Origin of the sequence: Bacillus sp. NEB1478, from assembly GCF_031582965.1 — a bacterium.
In the GTDB taxonomy this organism is placed as follows: Bacteria; Bacillota; Bacilli; order Bacillales; family Fictibacillaceae; genus Fictibacillus.
In genome coordinates this window covers 1,476,396-1,492,784 of the sequence record NZ_CP134049.1, presented here as the reverse complement: position 1 = coordinate 1,492,784, position 16,389 = coordinate 1,476,396, and the positions used below count along the sequence as shown (strand labels likewise).

The 16,389-nt window shown below is 35.6% G+C and carries 18 protein-coding genes and 1 pseudogene; 10 read left to right on the top strand and 9 right to left on the bottom strand.

Going from position 1 to position 16,389, the window contains the following annotated elements:
- Window positions 1–4 precede the first annotated feature (4 nt).
- Window positions 5–421 (bottom strand): hypothetical protein, encoded by a 417-nt coding sequence (locus RGB74_RS07190; protein WP_310762309.1) that lies wholly within the window; start codon window positions 419–421, stop codon window positions 5–7.
- A 174-nt stretch (window positions 422–595) separates the two neighbouring features.
- Between RGB74_RS07190 and RGB74_RS07185 the strand changes: the two genes are divergently transcribed.
- From RGB74_RS07185 to pssA, 7 genes are all read left to right on the top strand, one after another.
- Complete coding sequence (locus RGB74_RS07185; protein ID WP_310762308.1) at window positions 596–2,944, top strand: Na+/H+ antiporter subunit A; 2,349 nt, start codon at window positions 596–598, stop codon at window positions 2,942–2,944.
- The gene (locus RGB74_RS07180) at window positions 2,944–3,282 is read left to right on the top strand and encodes a Na(+)/H(+) antiporter subunit C (RefSeq protein ID WP_310258130.1); all 339 of its coding nucleotides are present in this window, start codon (window positions 2,944–2,946) and stop codon (window positions 3,280–3,282) included. The genes RGB74_RS07185 and RGB74_RS07180 overlap by 1 nt, the downstream gene beginning before the upstream one ends.
- A complete protein-coding gene (locus RGB74_RS07175; protein WP_310762307.1) occupies window positions 3,275–4,750 on the top strand; it encodes a Na+/H+ antiporter subunit D in 1,476 nt (491 codons plus the stop codon). The genes RGB74_RS07180 and RGB74_RS07175 overlap by 8 nt, the downstream gene beginning before the upstream one ends.
- 4 nt (window positions 4,751–4,754) lie before the next feature.
- The gene (locus RGB74_RS07170) at window positions 4,755–5,231 is read left to right on the top strand and encodes a Na+/H+ antiporter subunit E (RefSeq protein WP_310762306.1); all 477 of its coding nucleotides are present in this window, start codon (window positions 4,755–4,757) and stop codon (window positions 5,229–5,231) included.
- Window positions 5,228–5,518 carry a Na(+)/H(+) antiporter subunit F1 gene (locus RGB74_RS07165; RefSeq protein ID WP_310762305.1) on the top strand — a complete coding sequence of 97 codons (291 nt, stop codon included), beginning with the start codon at window positions 5,228–5,230 and terminating at the stop codon, window positions 5,516–5,518. The genes RGB74_RS07170 and RGB74_RS07165 overlap by 4 nt, the downstream gene beginning before the upstream one ends.
- Entirely contained in the window at window positions 5,499–5,843 is a 345-nt protein-coding gene (gene mnhG / locus RGB74_RS07160) for a monovalent cation/H(+) antiporter subunit G (RefSeq protein ID WP_396136027.1), read from the top strand. Before RGB74_RS07165 ends, mnhG begins: the two co-directional genes overlap by 20 nt.
- Window positions 5,844–5,950: 107 nt before the next feature.
- On the top strand, window positions 5,951–6,496 hold the full coding sequence (gene pssA / locus RGB74_RS07155; protein ID WP_310762303.1) for a CDP-diacylglycerol--serine O-phosphatidyltransferase: 546 nt from the start codon (window positions 5,951–5,953) through the stop codon (window positions 6,494–6,496).
- Between the two features lie 138 nt (window positions 6,497–6,634).
- Here the strand turns inward: pssA and RGB74_RS07150 are convergent, their stop codons facing one another.
- Both RGB74_RS07150 and RGB74_RS07145 read right to left on the bottom strand, forming a co-directional pair.
- Complete coding sequence (locus tag RGB74_RS07150; RefSeq protein ID WP_310762302.1) at window positions 6,635–8,416, bottom strand: M3 family oligoendopeptidase; 1,782 nt, start codon at window positions 8,414–8,416, stop codon at window positions 6,635–6,637.
- Window positions 8,417–8,725: 309 nt separating this feature from the next.
- Window positions 8,726–9,007, bottom strand: a complete 282-nt coding sequence (locus RGB74_RS07145; RefSeq protein ID WP_310762301.1) for an alpha/beta-type small acid-soluble spore protein — start codon at window positions 9,005–9,007, stop codon at window positions 8,726–8,728.
- 190 nt (window positions 9,008–9,197) lie between these two features.
- Between RGB74_RS07145 and hpt the strand changes: the two genes are divergently transcribed.
- A complete protein-coding gene (gene hpt, locus RGB74_RS07140; protein WP_310762300.1) occupies window positions 9,198–9,725 on the top strand; it encodes a hypoxanthine phosphoribosyltransferase in 528 nt (175 codons plus the stop codon).
- A gap of 307 nt (window positions 9,726–10,032) precedes the next feature.
- On the opposite strand, the pseudogene sigK reads toward hpt, so the two are convergent.
- Window positions 10,033–10,554, bottom strand: a pseudogene (gene sigK, locus RGB74_RS07135) (RNA polymerase sporulation sigma factor SigK); the annotation flags it as partial.
- Window positions 10,506–12,182, bottom strand: a complete 1,677-nt coding sequence (locus RGB74_RS07130; protein WP_310762299.1) for a recombinase family protein — start codon at window positions 12,180–12,182, stop codon at window positions 10,506–10,508. The gene RGB74_RS07130 and the pseudogene sigK, both read right to left, overlap by 49 nt.
- Window positions 12,183–12,408: 226 nt before the next feature.
- On the opposite strand from RGB74_RS07130, the gene RGB74_RS07125 reads away from it, so the two are divergent.
- Entirely contained in the window at window positions 12,409–12,813 is a 405-nt protein-coding gene (locus RGB74_RS07125) for a hypothetical protein (RefSeq protein ID WP_310762298.1), read from the top strand.
- Between the two features lie 32 nt (window positions 12,814–12,845).
- Here the strand turns inward: RGB74_RS07125 and RGB74_RS07120 are convergent, their stop codons facing one another.
- A complete protein-coding gene (locus tag RGB74_RS07120) occupies window positions 12,846–12,989 on the bottom strand; it encodes a hypothetical protein (RefSeq protein ID WP_310762297.1) in 144 nt (47 codons plus the stop codon).
- 215 nt (window positions 12,990–13,204) lie between these two features.
- On the opposite strand from RGB74_RS07120, the gene RGB74_RS07115 reads away from it, so the two are divergent.
- Entirely contained in the window at window positions 13,205–13,846 is a 642-nt protein-coding gene (locus tag RGB74_RS07115; RefSeq protein ID WP_310762296.1) for a hypothetical protein, read from the top strand.
- Window positions 13,847–14,013: 167 nt separating this feature from the next.
- Here RGB74_RS07115 and RGB74_RS07110 read toward each other — a convergent pair whose 3' ends face one another.
- From RGB74_RS07110 to RGB74_RS07100, 3 genes are all read right to left on the bottom strand, one after another.
- The gene (locus RGB74_RS07110) at window positions 14,014–14,883 is read right to left on the bottom strand and encodes a GIY-YIG nuclease family protein (protein WP_310762295.1); all 870 of its coding nucleotides are present in this window, start codon (window positions 14,881–14,883) and stop codon (window positions 14,014–14,016) included.
- A gap of 176 nt (window positions 14,884–15,059) precedes the next feature.
- Window positions 15,060–15,839, bottom strand: coding sequence for a hypothetical protein (locus RGB74_RS07105; protein ID WP_310762294.1), 780 nt, complete (start codon window positions 15,837–15,839; stop codon window positions 15,060–15,062).
- A gap of 89 nt (window positions 15,840–15,928) precedes the next feature.
- Window positions 15,929–16,366 (bottom strand): hypothetical protein, encoded by a 438-nt coding sequence (locus tag RGB74_RS07100; RefSeq protein WP_310762293.1) that lies wholly within the window; start codon window positions 16,364–16,366, stop codon window positions 15,929–15,931.
- Window positions 16,367–16,389: the final 23 nt, after the last annotated feature.

Below are 16,389 nucleotides of genomic sequence, written 5' to 3'. Positions count from 1 at the left end.
TATATCACGCTCTTTTTTTTGTTTTCAAAAGATTTTCCGCTCTTCGATAATCAATGGGAGAATACGTGATTTCAATAGGAACCTTCCATTTATCTTCCCAGTATTTTTTATACTGGCTGCTCAAGCTCTTTCCATTTTTGACTTGATAGGCTTTTAATTGCAGAGCGACAAAATATGTTTTTTCTTTTTTAATCACTATGGCATGTTTAACGAGATCTTCATTAGTAATTTCCCTTTTCATTTCATCCGCTAAAGAGGAAGAGCTATAAAATCCTGTTTCTGAAAAGGGAACATGATTTCTGTAGTATTCCCTTGGTTCAAATCTTGCACTATCTTTCTCTTCCCGATAAACCGAATGATTAAAGCAGCCGGTTAATTGAAACAAAATAATTCCTAGCACGTATATATAAGATAGCCTCATTTACTATCACCTCTCAAATAGGTTAGGTATTTTTTGGGAATGATATTCAATAATTACAACGGTGATTAAAGTTTTCCTATATATTAAATGATTTGATTAAATGGAAAGGTTTTGCTTACAATGTAGTGGGACTATAACGATTATGAGGTTCGTTAAGGAGGTTTACCGGGTTATATGCTGCATTTCAACATATTCATTCCTTTTTTAGCTGCGTTAGTGATCGGATTAGCTGCTAATAAAGTGAACCGAATACATACTGGTTGGCTGGTTCTGCCTGTTCCAACATTTCTATTTATCTTATTTTGTACAAAGCTGCCATTATTAGCTGAAGGAAGAGCAGTAGAAAGTACCGCAAATTGGATTCCGTCACTGGATATACAATTAAGTTTTTATTTAGATGGACTTAGCATGCTTTTTTCTCTTTTGATAACTGGTATTGGGTCGCTTGTTGTTTTGTATTCCATTTATTATTTATCACGTAAAGAACAGCTTATCCATTTTTATGTGTATCTACTTTTATTTATGGGTTCGATGCTTGGGGTTGTATTATCGGATAATGTTTTTGTTCTTTATACCTTTTGGGAATTTACTAGTATTTCCTCATTTCTATTAATCGGTTTTTGGTTCTATCGTGATCGTTCAGTTTATGGTGCTCAAAAATCCATGCTTGTAACCGTTTTTGGCGGATTGGCATTGCTAGGTGCACTTATTCTTCTTTCTATCACTGCTGAAACAAACAGCATACGGATGATGATTGCTAATCGTTCAGATATTATTCAAAGTGATTTATTTATTCCCATCTTGATTCTTTTATTGTTGGGGGCTTTTACAAAATCAGCTCAATTTCCGTTTCATAGCTGGCTGCCTGATGCAATGGAAGCGCCTACACCTGTTAGTGCTTATTTACATTCAGCAACAATGGTCAAAGCAGGTCTCTATTTAGTAGCCCGCTTCTCTCTATTATTTAATGGTTCAGATTTGTTTTTTATCATCGTTTCTGGAATCGGCCTTATTACCTTATGTATGGGGTCATTTCTAGCATCTAGACAAACAGATCTTAAAGGAATCCTAGCCTACTCAACAATTAGTCAGCTCGGAATGATTATGACTATGCTTGGTTTTGGTACAGGTCCTGCTATACTTGCTGCTATCTTTCACATTTTTAATCACGCAACTTTTAAAGGCAGTCTATTCATGATTGCGGGTATCGTAGATCATGAAACCGGTATAAGAGATATCCGAAAACTCGGCGGACTTTATACGGTAATGCCTATTGCAGGAACATTAGCAGTAATTGGCGCTTTTTCAATGGCGGGTGTACCACTTCCTATATTTAATGGCTTTTTAAGTAAAGAAATGTTTTTCGACTCGTCTTTGAAATTAGGACAAACATCTGGAATAGCAGGAACTTTTGCAGAGTGGATTCCGTTATTTGTTGTGGTCGGGAGTATTTTTACTTTTGTTTATTCCATGTACCTTGTATTTGGTACGTTTTTCGGAAGACAAGATTTAAAGAGATTTGAAAAAAAACCGCATGAAGCACCAATTGGAATGCTATTATCACCTATTATTCTTGGTGTGCTTGTCGTACTTATCGGATTGCTTCCAAATCTAATCAATGAACCTATTTTAGCACCCGCTGTTGCTGCTGTTACTGGGGACCTTCCCCATATCCATCTTGCCTTTTGGCACGGAATATTTAATAATCCACCATTATACATGTCGTTAATCGTAGTTATCATCGGAGCTTTACTTGCATTCACATTAAAAAGTTGGCAGCCCGTTTACAAATGGATACCAGGCAAAATATCGTCGGATCAGTTGTATCAAAAAATGATTAACGGATTATTAAAGTACTCAAAGACGGGTACGGAATTCTACATGACTGGTTCATTACGTTTGTACTTATCAATCATTCTATTATTTATGGTTACTGCTACTTCAGTTTTCATGTACTTTACGAACGGTTTCGTCATATTATTTAATGATTTAGCACCGGTCACTTGGCCGGAGGTACTTGTTGGAGTTGTTATGGCTGTTGCAGCGTTCGCTACCATTTTTATGACACAAAGAATTGCAGCAATTATCGTGATTGGTGTAGTTGGTTATGGGTTATCTTTATTATTCGTTTTCTTTAGAGCACCAGATCTTGCTTTGACACAGCTCATTGTGGAAACTATCACGGTCGCTTTATTCTTACTCTGTTTCTCCCATTTACCCGCTTTAAAAAAATCAGATAAAAAGCCTGCAGAAAAGTTAATAGACATGATTATCGCAGTTTCTGCAGGAGCAATTTTAACGATTGTTGCAATATCGGCACATAGCTCAAAATCGTTCAATTCAATCGCTGATTACTTTATTGATAAGTCATATAAACTAGGCGGCGGACACAATATTGTTAACGTGATACTCGTAGATATACGAGGACTGGATACACTTTTCGAGATTACAGTACTGGGTCTCGCAGCTTTAGGGATTTATGCCATGATAAAATACCGGGATAAAGGAGACATGAATCAGTAATGGAAATTCTTATGTCTATACTTGCCGGAACTTTATTTGCGGCCGGTGTCTATCTTTTACTTCAAAAACAATTATTAAAAATCATACTGGGGACTGGTCTTCTCTCACATGGAGCCCACTTATTTATTTTAACGATGGGGAAGTTAAACAGAGGTGCTCCCCCAATTTTGGAAAAAGGGATCAAGACCTATACTGATCCACTTCCCCAAGCTTTAATTTTAACGTCCATCGTTATCAGTTTTGGTGTTACCAGCTTCCTGCTTGTACTGGCTTACCGGACATACCAAAGCAACAAAACAGATATGATGGATCAGCTAAGGGGAACTGACGATGAGTAATTTTGTATTTTTACCGATATTTTTACCTTTGTTTTTCGGTGCGCTATTAATCTTTTTTAATACGAAACACAAGCTGACAATCACTATTACTTATGTTGCTGTTGTTATAAATTTAGGAGTTTCTATTTATTTAAGCTATTTAGTCTTTTCAAGTGAACCTCTTGTTCTTGAAACAGGTGCTTGGAAAGCCCCATACGGAATTACTCTTGTCGCGGATCAGTTATCCGTAATCATGATTCTGTCTGCCAACGTCATCGCGCTAGCTTCTGCGATCTTTGCTTCATCATCCATATCCGGCAAAATGGCAGAGCATTATTTCTATCCACTCTTCTTTCTGTTAATTGCAGGAGTTAGCGGAGCATTTTTGACAGGTGATTTATTTAACTTATTCGTATTTTTTGAAGTGCTCTTGATGGCATCTTACGGTTTGATCATTATTGGAGGTTCAAAACAGCAATTCCGTGAATCCGTAAAATACATTTTGCTGAACTTGTTTTCTTCTATTCTATTCGTTACAACTGTTGCCTTCCTTTATTCTGTCGTCGGTACGGTAAACATGGCACAGCTCGGACAAAGAGTAGCAGAAGTTCATCAGCAAGGGGTTTTAACAGGAATAGCTATTCTCTTATTTGTCGTGTTTGCTACTAAAGGTGCCCTTTTTCCTCTTTACTTTTGGCTGCCTAAATCTTACATTGTGCCATCACCAGTCGTTTCAGCTTTATTCGGAGCCTTGTTAACAAAAGTCGGTGTTTATTCGATGCTTAGAGTATACACACTGATCTTTTCACACAAACTTGAGCTTACACATACATTCTTTATCTGGGTCGCATCGATCACCATGGTTATCGGAGTCTTAGGCGCATTATCTACAACGAATGTAAAATTAATTATCGCTTATAACATTATGCCTGCTATCGGATTCATGCTTTTAGGGATTGGCACTTTTTCTCCTGAATCACTTGCGGGAACAATCTATTATTTGGTCCATGATATGGTCATAAAAGCTGCTTTGTTCTTTTTAGCTGGACTTCTTGTCTATCACGCAGGAACCTCAAACTTGAACAAAATGGGCGGGTATATAAAAACCTCACCCTTATTGGGCTGGATGTTTTTCGTAGCCGCACTTGTACTTGCTGGAATCCCGCCTTTTAGTGGATTTGTCGGCAAATACCTTTTATTAAAGGGAGCAATGGATGAGGAACATTATATCGCTGCAGGAGTCGGACTCTTATCCAGTTTATTGATCCTGTTTTCCGTTATCCGAATTTTTATCGGTGCATTCTGGGGAGAGCTAAAAGAAGAACCGAAAATGAAAGTGAAAACATCCGGTATTGCGGCATCAGGGCTATTAATCGCGATATCTATTGTTTTAGGAATCGGCGCAGAATGGTTCTACCCTTATATTCAGTCTGCCGCTGACAATCTTATTGATCCTCAAATCTATATTGATTTTGTATTAAAGGAGTGATTCCATGACTTTTCAACTTATGTTAAATTTGCTGATCGGTGTTATTTGGATGTTTTTATCTGAGAGCTATTCATTCGCAAGTTTTTTAGTTGGATTTGTGATTGGTGCTGCTCTATTATTTCTTTTGAATCGTTTTATTCCTGACTCCTATTATTTTAAATACGTGAAAGCCATACTATTTTTAATCTTCTTATTCTTAAAGGAACTTATTTTGGCTAATTTGGAAGTATTGAAATGGGTGTATAAACCGAAGCTTGATTTCCAGCCTGGTATTATTGCCCTTCCGATCGATGTTAAAAAAAATTGGGAGATTACATTGCTCGCAAATCTCATAACATTAACACCAGGAACTCTCTCGGTAGATGTTTCAAGAGACCAGCGATTTATTTATATTCACGCAATTGATTTACCTGATGTGAATGATACAATTGTCGGAATTAAAAACACATTCGAAAAAGCAATAAGGGAGGTAACACGATGACAGATTGGTTTTCTATCGTAGTCTCGATTTGTCTATTCGTGACAACGATCTCTATCCTGCTTCTTTTATATCGAGCGGTTGTAGGACCATCAAATCCTGACCGTGCAGTAGCACTTGATACGATCGGGATTAATTTGATCGCTATTACAGGATTGATGGCTATCATATTAGATACGGTTCAACTAAACGATATTATTTTATTAATTGGTATTCTTACATTCATTGCAACAGTTGCCGTTGCAAAATTTTTGGAAAAGGGTGTTATCATTGATCAAGATCGTAATTAGTATCTTCCTTGTCATTGGCACCTTTATCATTTTATCGGGTACGATTGGTGTACTGCGTTTTCCCGATGTTTATTCCAGACTTCATGCTGCAACGAAAAGCTCCACACTTGGTGTATCAGGTGTATTGATCGGTTCTTTTCTATATGTATTATCAGATATGGGCGTTTTTAGCGGTAAGCTGATATTAGGAATTCTATTTGTATTATTAACCGCTCCGGTTGGCGGTCATATGATTTCGAGAGCTGCCTATCGTTCGGGAGTGCCTTTATCAGAAAAAACGGTATATAATCAACTTGAAGAAAATAACAAATCGAAGGAATCATAATCCAATATTTTATTTCAAAACGTGTGCGAATGGCATATAATGGTTCAAATAGGTATATACTTTATGCATTAATCCGTCACGCTGTTTACCATTTGGGGAGTGATTTTATGTTCATGCTCGAAAGAGAGCGCATTGATTCAACATTTAAAAAGGTGAAGGCGCAATCAGCAAACTTCTTAACATTGATTAACCTTTCCCTTGGAGCTTTGGCTTTATTATTTTTGATAAACGATGATTTAAAAATTGGCTTTATTTTAATTTTTTTAGCAGGATTATTTGATCGGTTTGATGGAATGGTAGCTCGAAAACTTAATATCGAATCTGAGTTTGGTAAACAATTGGATTCCTTATGTGATTTAATATCTTTTGGAATCGTACCCGCATTTTTAATATATCAAGCTGTCTTGCATCAATTTGGTGTTCCTGGCATGATCTTTACGATTATCTTTATTGTATGTGGAGCGATTCGGCTTGCACGATTTAACATTACCGTATTTACAGGATCGTTTGTAGGTGTCCCGATTACTGTTGCAGGATGTTTAATGGCCGCTGCGTACTTGACGATCAGCTTCCTTCCTGCATATTTCTTCATGTTTTTAACCATTGGATTATCTTTCTTGATGATTAGTACAATCTCAGTTAAAAAGCAATAAAAGACACCCTGTTCCGATATTTAGAACAGGGTGTTTCTCTTATTAAAGTCGATATTCCAAAATGTTTATGCCTTTACCATGCTTTATTCTCAAAAATAAAAACCGCTGAAATTTCCATTCAGCGGTTTCCTTGTTTTTTTATGCTTCTGTAAGCTCTAAAAATTCTTCTACATCTTGCGCAGCTAATTGGATTCCTTTTAACCAGAAATCTTGTTTCGTAATATCAATTCCTAAATGCTTTTGAGCTAATTCCTCGACTTCCATCTTTCCAGTGTCTTGCAATAAAGCAATGTACTTTTCTTCAAAAGAAGGACCTTCTTCTTTTGCTTTTGCATAAATACCTGCGCTGAACAAGTAACCGAATGTATAAGGGAAGTTGTAGAACGGAACATCTGTAATATAGAAATGCAGCTTAGATGCCCAGAAATACGGATGATACTCATCTAGTGCGCCGTTAAACGCTTCTTTTTGAGCTTCTTCCATCAATTCACAAAGACGCTCTTCTGATAACTGTCCATTTTTTCTTTCTTCGTACATTCTTGTTTCGAATAAGAATCTTGCATGAATGTTCATAAAGAAAGCAACAGATCGTTGTGCTTTATCTTCGAGTAAGGCGATCTTTTCTTCTTTTGATTTTGCATTTGTTACAGCTGCATCCGCCACGATCATCTCAGCAAATGTAGAAGCCGTTTCAGCAACGTTCATCGCATAATTCGTCGCATAGTACGGAAGCTCTTTTAAAACATCAGAGTGAAAAGCATGCCCGAGTTCATGCGCTAACGTTGAAACGTTGCTTGGAGTACCTGAGAACGTCATGAAAATACGTGTTTCTTTTTTTGTAGGGAATCCTGTGCAGAATCCTCCAGGTCTTTTTCCAGATCGGTCTTCTGCTTCAATCCATCCATCTACAAAAGCTTTTTCTGAGAAAGCAGCCATCTTTGGTGATAATGTTTTAAACTGTTCCACGATAAATTGAGCCGCTTCATCGTAGCTCATCTTGCTATTTGCAGAACTCAGGGGTGCATCAACATCGTACCAGCTTAATTTTTCTAATCCTAAAAGTTTCGCTTTACGCTCTAGATACTTCACGAAGATTTCCTTTTGTGAAGAAATCGCATCCCACATCGCAGTGAGTGTTTCTTCTTTCATTCTGTTTATTTCAAGCGGTTCTTTTAACGTTTCTTTCCAACCTCTATGATTATAGATTTCATTTCTGAATCCTGCAATATGGTTGATGGAAGCTGCACAGAAATCTCCTTCTTTGTTCCATGCTTCAACGAACTTTTCAAACGTATCTTTACGTACTTTACGGTCAGGACTGGAGAATTTGTTTTCAGCTTGACCAACAGAAAGTTCTTCTTCTTTACCGTCAATCGTCACTTTTATGTTAATTCTTCCTACGACAAGGTCATATAGTGTTGACCATGCGTGATAACCATCCACTGCTAAATCATTAATCAACGATTCCTCAGAGATACCAAGTTTTTCTTTTGCTTGCATTCTTCTTTCATTAAGAGAAAACGCGATGTCTTTATACTCTGGCAGACTTACAAGTTCTTTCCATGTATCTTCTGAGATTTCCATCAGCTTTTGATCTACTAAAGATCCAACATTGGAGAATCCTGCATAAACAGATTCTAGTCTCCCACGAAGCGCCATCGCCTTTTTGTCTTTCACATCTTGAGCAATTAAGCATCCTGTAAATGATCCTGCTGTTGAAAGTCGTTCAGAGAAATTTTGAAGTTCTTCAATAAGATTCAAGAAATTTTCCTTCGTAAATGTGAACGCTTCCGCTTTTTGAAATAATACCTTCACTTCATCTTCAATCCAACTTATTTCAGCTAATAACTCTTTTGACCCACTGCCGCCAGGAAAAACCGAATCCAATTCCCATTTTTGCCTTAAATCTTGCAATAGCATAATTCTTCCCCCTTATATGTACTTATTTACTCTTAATTCATATTATAAAAAATATTCTAATAAAAATCGACTATGAAGTTTATTTTTTTCTTTTTTTTTACAAAAATAAAAACCTTCCACTAATAGGAAGGCTCATTTAATAGTAATTATTCAGCAATTATTCAGCGATTGCCGCATAAACAAAATAGGCTAACATTACAACAAACGATCCATACAGAACAGCTTCTTGCATAAACAACGCCTCCTGTTTTTTACCTATTGTATTCCCTGTTTATTTATTTTAAACCCTTAACTATCATTACGAATAATTTATCGAACTTGCTTTCCAAGATTCGCTTTCGCTTGTTGAATAAGTTCTTTAACCATTCTTCCCCCAATTTGTCCGCCTACTTTGCCTGCATCTTTGGAAGTAATCTGACCATTGTACCCTTTTTGCAATTGGACTCCCATATCTTTTGCCACTTCGTATTTCACATCATCGGGTGCTTGCTCTGATACGTTATATCCTGCTTCTTTCATTACTCTTGCTTTTAATTTATCAAGTCCTGCTCTAGCTTCTGGAACCATTGGCTGTCGTTTTCTTCTTGCCATATTAAAAAACTCCTTTTTTCTTTAGTTTGCCCATAAACAAAAATAAAAAGGCTGTAAATGTTACCAGCCTTGTTCATATTAATGTTCAAGCATTTCTTTTCGATCTTTTTTTATATATGCTTATAACATAAAGATTTCATTTAATAAATTAACAACAGTTGTGAAAAATAAGAGATGAAAAGGTGAGATTATGGGCTACGGAATAGATAGCATTTTAATAAATGAAGAACAATTGAAGCAAAAAGTGAAAGAAATTGGATTGCAAATAAAACAAGATTTCCATGATGAACCCATCGTATTAATTGTTGTTCTAAAAGGTGCATTTGTGTTTGCGTCAGACTTAATCCGAGAACTAAACGGAAAAGTTACAATTGATTTTGTAGTGGCATCAAGTTATGGCAATCAAACAGAGACCACTGGAAAAGTCCGTTTACTAAAAGATATTGATGTAAATATTACTGATGAAAACGTCGTTATTGTAGAAGATATCATCGATTCAGGTTTAACACTAAGTTTTTTAAAAGAACATTTGCTGCTTCATAAACCAAAGTCCATGAAGATTTGTACGTTGCTTGATAAACCAGAGCGGAGAAAAGTTGATTTAAAAGCCGATTATGCAGGATTTATAATTCCAGATAAATTCATTGTCGGATATGGCATTGATTATGCAGAAAAGTACCGAAACTTACCGTACATAGCAACTGTAAAGGAAGTATAATGTTTATCAACTTAGATGGAAAGAACTTTAAGCTGACTCAAAAGTGAATCCCTCCACTTTTGAGTCATTTTTGTGAATAGTGGACTCATTTTTAAGTTAAATTTTAATAAATGGAGACCTCAAGCGCATGAATTTCATTAATCACCCATAAAAAGGCTTTAATTGTCATTAACATTATTCGAAATTTCATTATTTCCACGGTAAATCGAAATATTCCCACGTTATTTTACAAATAACCACAAGTCGACACCAAGACGTAAAATTCGACACAGACCATTTATCATATTTTTGTAACTTTGCTTAGTAATTAACGTTCACCTTGCTGTCGGCTTCTATAGAATTCATGGAAAAGCTTCATCAATGCCCTCTTTTCAATCCTGGAGACATAGCTCCTAGAAATGCCTAGCTGCTTAGCGATCTCTCGTTGTGTTTTTTCTTTTTGCAGATCAAGCCCAAAACGCCCCACAATAACTTCTTTTTCTCGATCATCGAGCACATGAATGTAATCATAAATTTTCTTCTTTTGCATTTTTAACTGAATGGCATCAACGACATCTTCTGTATCGGCTTTAAGAACATCAATCAGCGTGATTTCATTTCCTTCCTTATCCGTACCGATCGGATCGTGTAGGGATACATCTTTTTTTGTTTTTTTGAGAGCTCGTAGGTGCATGAGAATTTCATTTTCTATACAACGAGCAGCATACGTCGCAAGCTTCGTCCCCTTCCCCCTGGAATAGCTCTCGATCGCTTTTATCAAACCGATTGTTCCGATTGAAATTAAATCCTCTGTATCTTCACCGGTGTTTTCGAATTTTTTGAGGTTGTGTACTCAACTTCATGTTCATCAAATAACGAATTGGCTTCATCGTCATTCAAAAAATCTCCTAGTGCCCCAACGATTTTGACGTTCAATTCATTGTTCTCTTCGTTGTAGCAGATCGCAATCTCATCGATTAATTTTTGAAGAATGAATTTCTTCTCCTTGAAATCAAGTCCATCATTTTTCAATAAGTCCTTCGCAGCGGTAAGCATCATTTTTTTTCTTTCTTCTGTAAGAGCTGTCTTCTCCTGGATCGAGAGTAGCTTTTCAAATTTCTTTATCTCATTGTTCACGATCAATATTTCGTTATTTATTTTTTCCATATCTTTTTTAAGTTCTTCTTGAGAGATTAAATCATCCAAATATAAATTTTTGAGTTTTTCTTTTTGCTTTTCTTTTTGTTTTATATGTTTTTTCTTATTTATGATGTCATTTTTAAAATCTGAATGGGTATCCGTTGAGAGTTCATCCAATACTTCTTGATAATCTTGAGGGTTGGATAATGTCTCTATGATAAGGTTCCAGATATAATTATCAAACAGTTCAGCACGAATAGACGGCATGGTGCATTTCTTTACTTCAGGGCCATAGTTTTTCGGTGCTTTGTTCGGACAGCGGTAAGCCGCGTACTTTTTCTTTTCTCCTGTCTCAGGATCTTTTCTTCCGCTGTAATTCGTGGAATGCCAAATACGCCCACAAGAACAGCGGATGATCCCTTTTAGAAGGTATTCGTTCTTTAAATTTCCTGACTTTATCGTGTTTTTTACCTTTTGAGTCTGTGCAAGTTCAAACGTAATATCATCGACGATTGCTGGCACTTCAACAAGAAGCCAGTCTTCCTCATCTCTCATTTCACGCGTCTTTTTAGGACGCCCGCTCGCGGTCACTTCCCCTTTAATCTTCTTCGATTTACTGCGGTTGTAATAATATTTACCGATGTATATCTCGCTCGTAAGCATACGTCTGATGCTCGATGCGTTCCAGTTGCGGCTTTCTTTCCGCTTCGGCATCGCCCCTAACTCATAAAGCTTTTCACCGATTTCGCGCATTGTCATTCGTTCTTCGATATACCAGTGATACACCATACGTACAAAATCTGCTTCTTCTTGGTTGATGACCAATTTTCCATCGACAAAATCATACCCGTATGGAGCACTTCTCATTGGCATGATTTTTTTATCTTTATCGACGGCACGCAGCCTTCCGCGCACCGTTCTCTTTTTGATGAGAGCAAGTTCATACGCTGCAATCGAGCTGATGATGTTAAAAAAAAGCACCCCTTCAGGGGTTTTCGAAAATTCCGTATCAGTAAATACAAGCTCTACATCGTTCTTTTCAAGCTCACGGCAGATGATAAGTTTATCCGTCATGTCACGGCTCAGACGGTCAGGATGCTGAACGATGACGTGTCTGATAACGCCTGAAGCTAAATCATCCCTCATTTTTGACATGGCAGGACGGATATCGATATCTTCTCCTGAAAACCCTTCCTCTCTATATACTTTAATTTGATCTTCCCTATATCCCAGAGTACGAGCTTTCTCTATACAGATTTGTGTTTGCCCATCCAAACTCGTGCCATCCGTTACTTGCAAACCCGTCGATACACGAGGATAAATAGCGCAATAGTACATATGAATTACACTCCTTTTTATTTCGTGTTTATATTAAATATTACTTATTGTAAACAGAAACCAACGTCGTTATCAACTTGTGAAATAACCCTCTAAAAGCAACATTTCCCAATTGGTTTTCGAAGTGTTTCCTAGCTCATGAATTGAGATAGTAGCAATGCCTGTCATATCACTCATACTAGGAAAATAGGATGAATTATAACCATCAAAAAAGGAGTGAGCATCTATGAGCAGCGACTTCAAGTGTATTGTTTGTAAAGGAACGCACTTTCGTAAAGGTTATTATGAAATTGATGTTGATGTTAGTATTTATCCCAGCGCAAGTAATGATGTGGATGTCACCAAAAGGTCTTATGACTGTGATTGTGATTTTGACGTTGATGTCAGAACAACCATCTATAATGAAATAGATTCAAGTGGAGAAGTAGGATTCCGACTTATTTCAGAAGATGAATCAAAATATGGTAGTCGATTTGATGATTGCAGTGACATTTTTAAATATATATGCGAGGATTGCGGATATATCATGAGCTTTGCGAAGGAAAAGAATGTTGAAAGCTATCATCAGGAGAAAAATAGAAAACAAAAAGAAAATACGTACGACTGGTCTGGATTCGGAAAAAACAATTAATTAATTGTATTCAAAAAATTAAAACCTAGCCGTTACGGGCTAGGTTTTTCTTCATCCATCACTTTTCGAAGAAGGAACGTTATGATTTCCCTTTTCACAGTTAACGCTTGATCCTTCTCGGTAGCTGTGGTGGAGTGAGGCACTAGCCTGAACGTTATCGGTTTATGATTTCCCAAACGGCTCACCTCATTTAAATCTATGCGAGGCAGACTTGTTTAATTTACAAAAAATATTTATAAGGAAATAAGTATACAAACTCTCTCTAACCCTCTTTAGGAACCTCTTAAAGATATCCTTTAAGAACTTTTTTGTTGACAGCATTTGGATAAAGCATTATATTATCTTTAGAGATGCCCTTAAGGTGTCCCTTAAGAACAAAGGAGGGGTTTAGATGAATATTTTTCAGGTTAAGAGTAAACCAGGAAATGAAGAAAGAATCGCAGAATTTATTAAGGATAACTTTGTAGCAATTGGTTGGACAGAAACAGGGTCACTTAAAGGAGCAGATAAGGAAACTATTAGACAAAAACTTGTGAATCTAAATTATGAAGGCCAATCATTGAGAACTAACCTTGGAACTATTAATTCATTTGTGAACACTATGCATAAAGGGGATATTGTTCTAGTTACAGAAGGTGATTTTGTCCATATCGGAATATTAGAAGAATATAATTGGGAAAAGAAGTATATTGATATCCGCTGTGCACATATGCGATCCGTTGAATGGGTGGCAAAAGCCAAAAAAAGCGAATTGAACGGTGAAGTTCAAGCTCTTTTACGGAACGGAACCTCCGTTACAAAATTCAAACACCCTTTCAATGTTGCTGAGCTAGGTAGATACCTAAATTTTAAAAATGATGGTTTTCAAACTCAAAACAGTCAACTGTCAGAAGAAGGAGTACCCATTGTAGCGGAACAATATAGTGAAATTGCAGATAAAACATTAAAAACACTAGAGGGATTATTAAGTTCTGAGAATGAACAGATTAAATTAGAAGCTGCAAAAGAATTGCTTAATTTCTTAAAGAGATAATTTCAGAAAAAATCACCAACTATTATGGTAACTGGTTCTCTTTTGGAGTACAAAAAGTTAAAAAATAATGTAAATTGCATATTAATTTGCAATAAAAAAAGCAATGCAAGTAGCATTGCTTTTTACATTATTGTATTTGAGTCATAGAAGAATATTATATTATTCAATTAGACCCCCGTTAAATATATAATTTCCAAATCTTCGTTGTCATAATTCAGTCCCAACTTTTTTAACACTATCATATCGTCAGGATTACCAATACCTTGTTCCCAAAGAGAAATCATGAAACCTTTATGAAATAAGCATTTTCTTATGAATTCCCAATCGGATTTTTTGTACTCTTTTTTCTTTTTAGCTAATATTGCTTCACAAATTTTCACTTCATCCTGAAGTGATACGAGTTCATCTTTAGTAAATTCATGATAGACTTCACCATCAGAAATGGAGAAGTAACTATATCGTCCTTCATTAACCATTGACAAAAACGATCTTAATGATTGATCAATAATATCAAGCTCTTCTTCAACCTTTTGTTTTATAAATTTATCATTTAAGCTTTCTATCAAAAAACTCTCTATAAATCCATTTTCTTTATTATCTTTAAATTCATTGAACTGACATCGTGCGTCATAACCCAAATTTCGCAAATACTTTGCAAGCCTGTATTCAATAGACGTGATTTGACTGTTGATCGAAAGGACTTCCTTATCTGTTAAGATTTCGTCTAATTCCACTATAAATAAAGCATTGACTACAACATCATTATTAGATCCCAATATTTGATCTCTTGCATGGGTAATCAATCGTTTTTTAATATTTTTAGTTATACCAATGTACATTTGACTAGTGAACTCATTTAAGAGTATATACAAATTATAGCGAGTAATTTTCCCTGAATTACTACCTACTTTTTTACAAAAATAGGTGTAATCATTGATTTTGGTTAATTGAAAGTTATTGTACGTTAGTTTATTAAATGCCTTTATAAGAACTTTGTTAATTTTTTCGTCTACAATTATTGGCTCAAAGGTTTTCATTAAATTTCCTCTTTATCTCTTCTATTGAAATTCGAACATCTTTCACAATATATCATCGAAAAAATACTGAACTATTTGCATTTAGCTAAACAACGATAAACTAATGCAGTTTAAGTATCAGTACGCAATCGGATGTTGAAGTTCTTTCTTTTTACGAATATTGATTATGATGTCACTTAAATTGTATCGAATACCTTACTTGTGACTTTATTATAGAAACCGACACACAATTCGTAACAATCTTCAAAGAGCTTCTGCATTTCCTCTTCATTATAAGTTTCTTTACCTTTTATAAATTCAGGCATTACAATTTCGATCGTACCGTCATATAACGATACACTCGCTTGAGGTGAGATTAATCTTACGTGCTTATTCATATTATCTATACTATTAACATAAGAAAATGAAGGCTTTATAGTGTATTCCTCTATTGCATCTGATACAGATTTATATGTAGCATCTATAAGGAGTTCATTCCGAACTTGATAAAAGTATAATCTTTTAGGGATTTCTTTATCTGGGTACAAGCAAGCATAGAGAAAATGTCCGTAGTTATCAAAAAAACTATGAAAAGAATTAAAGAAGGTATAGCTTATTTTACTTAGTAGTACTTCAAGTGGAACATGTGTTGAACAATAATCCACTTTAAAATTTGGAGGGCCCGAAACTTTCTTTTCACTGAATAGCTTTTTATTCCAATCACTATATGCTTCGCGATACTCCTTTAATGAATAATAAAATGTATTAAGGTCAAGAATTGCATATAGAATTTTCTGTTGGGCACTTTCTAGGTATGATATTATTTCTGAAACTTTCTGTCTTACAATTTCTTCGGTGGCAGCCACCCCAGTTACTGTATTTTTATTTTGTAGCCCTTTTACATTAGATACCATTATATACAGCTTACTTTTCCATTCTGAAGATATGGTTGTTGAAAAATCTTCTTGCGTCTTCATTTTAGTACCTCCTTTATATTAATGTCTTGAAATGAGTAGTGATCATAATTAAAAACGAAAAATTTATTAAGGATATACTCATCATTTGTTTATTTATTACGAATTAAATTCGAAACTTTTTCAAGGTATTCTTCTTTCCCTTTCTCACTAAGCCCATCTACATTAATGGATTCTAAGAAATCATCTATTTTCACTGGCTTTTCTCTCGCTGCGTAATAATTCTCAGCAAAAGACTCACTATTAACGAGTAATTTTTTTAAAGACCGTTTGATCCACGGCTTTGAAAAGTCATCGTTTCCTGCCTTATAATGCCAATCTGTAATAAATTCTCCGCCAACCGCACATATGCACATCGCATGGTTAAATACAGGATGATTCTCAGGATAAAATTCATCCTTGTGAGTAAAATAGCGTTTAATTCCATCTACAATAAAGAGCCAATGGTGATAATCTGTATTGTTTTTTAAGATTGCTTTCGTGCATCCTTTAATAAAATCTAGTTCTCCCTTTGATAATCTCTTCTTCATGTCATCCTCCTTAAATTACAATT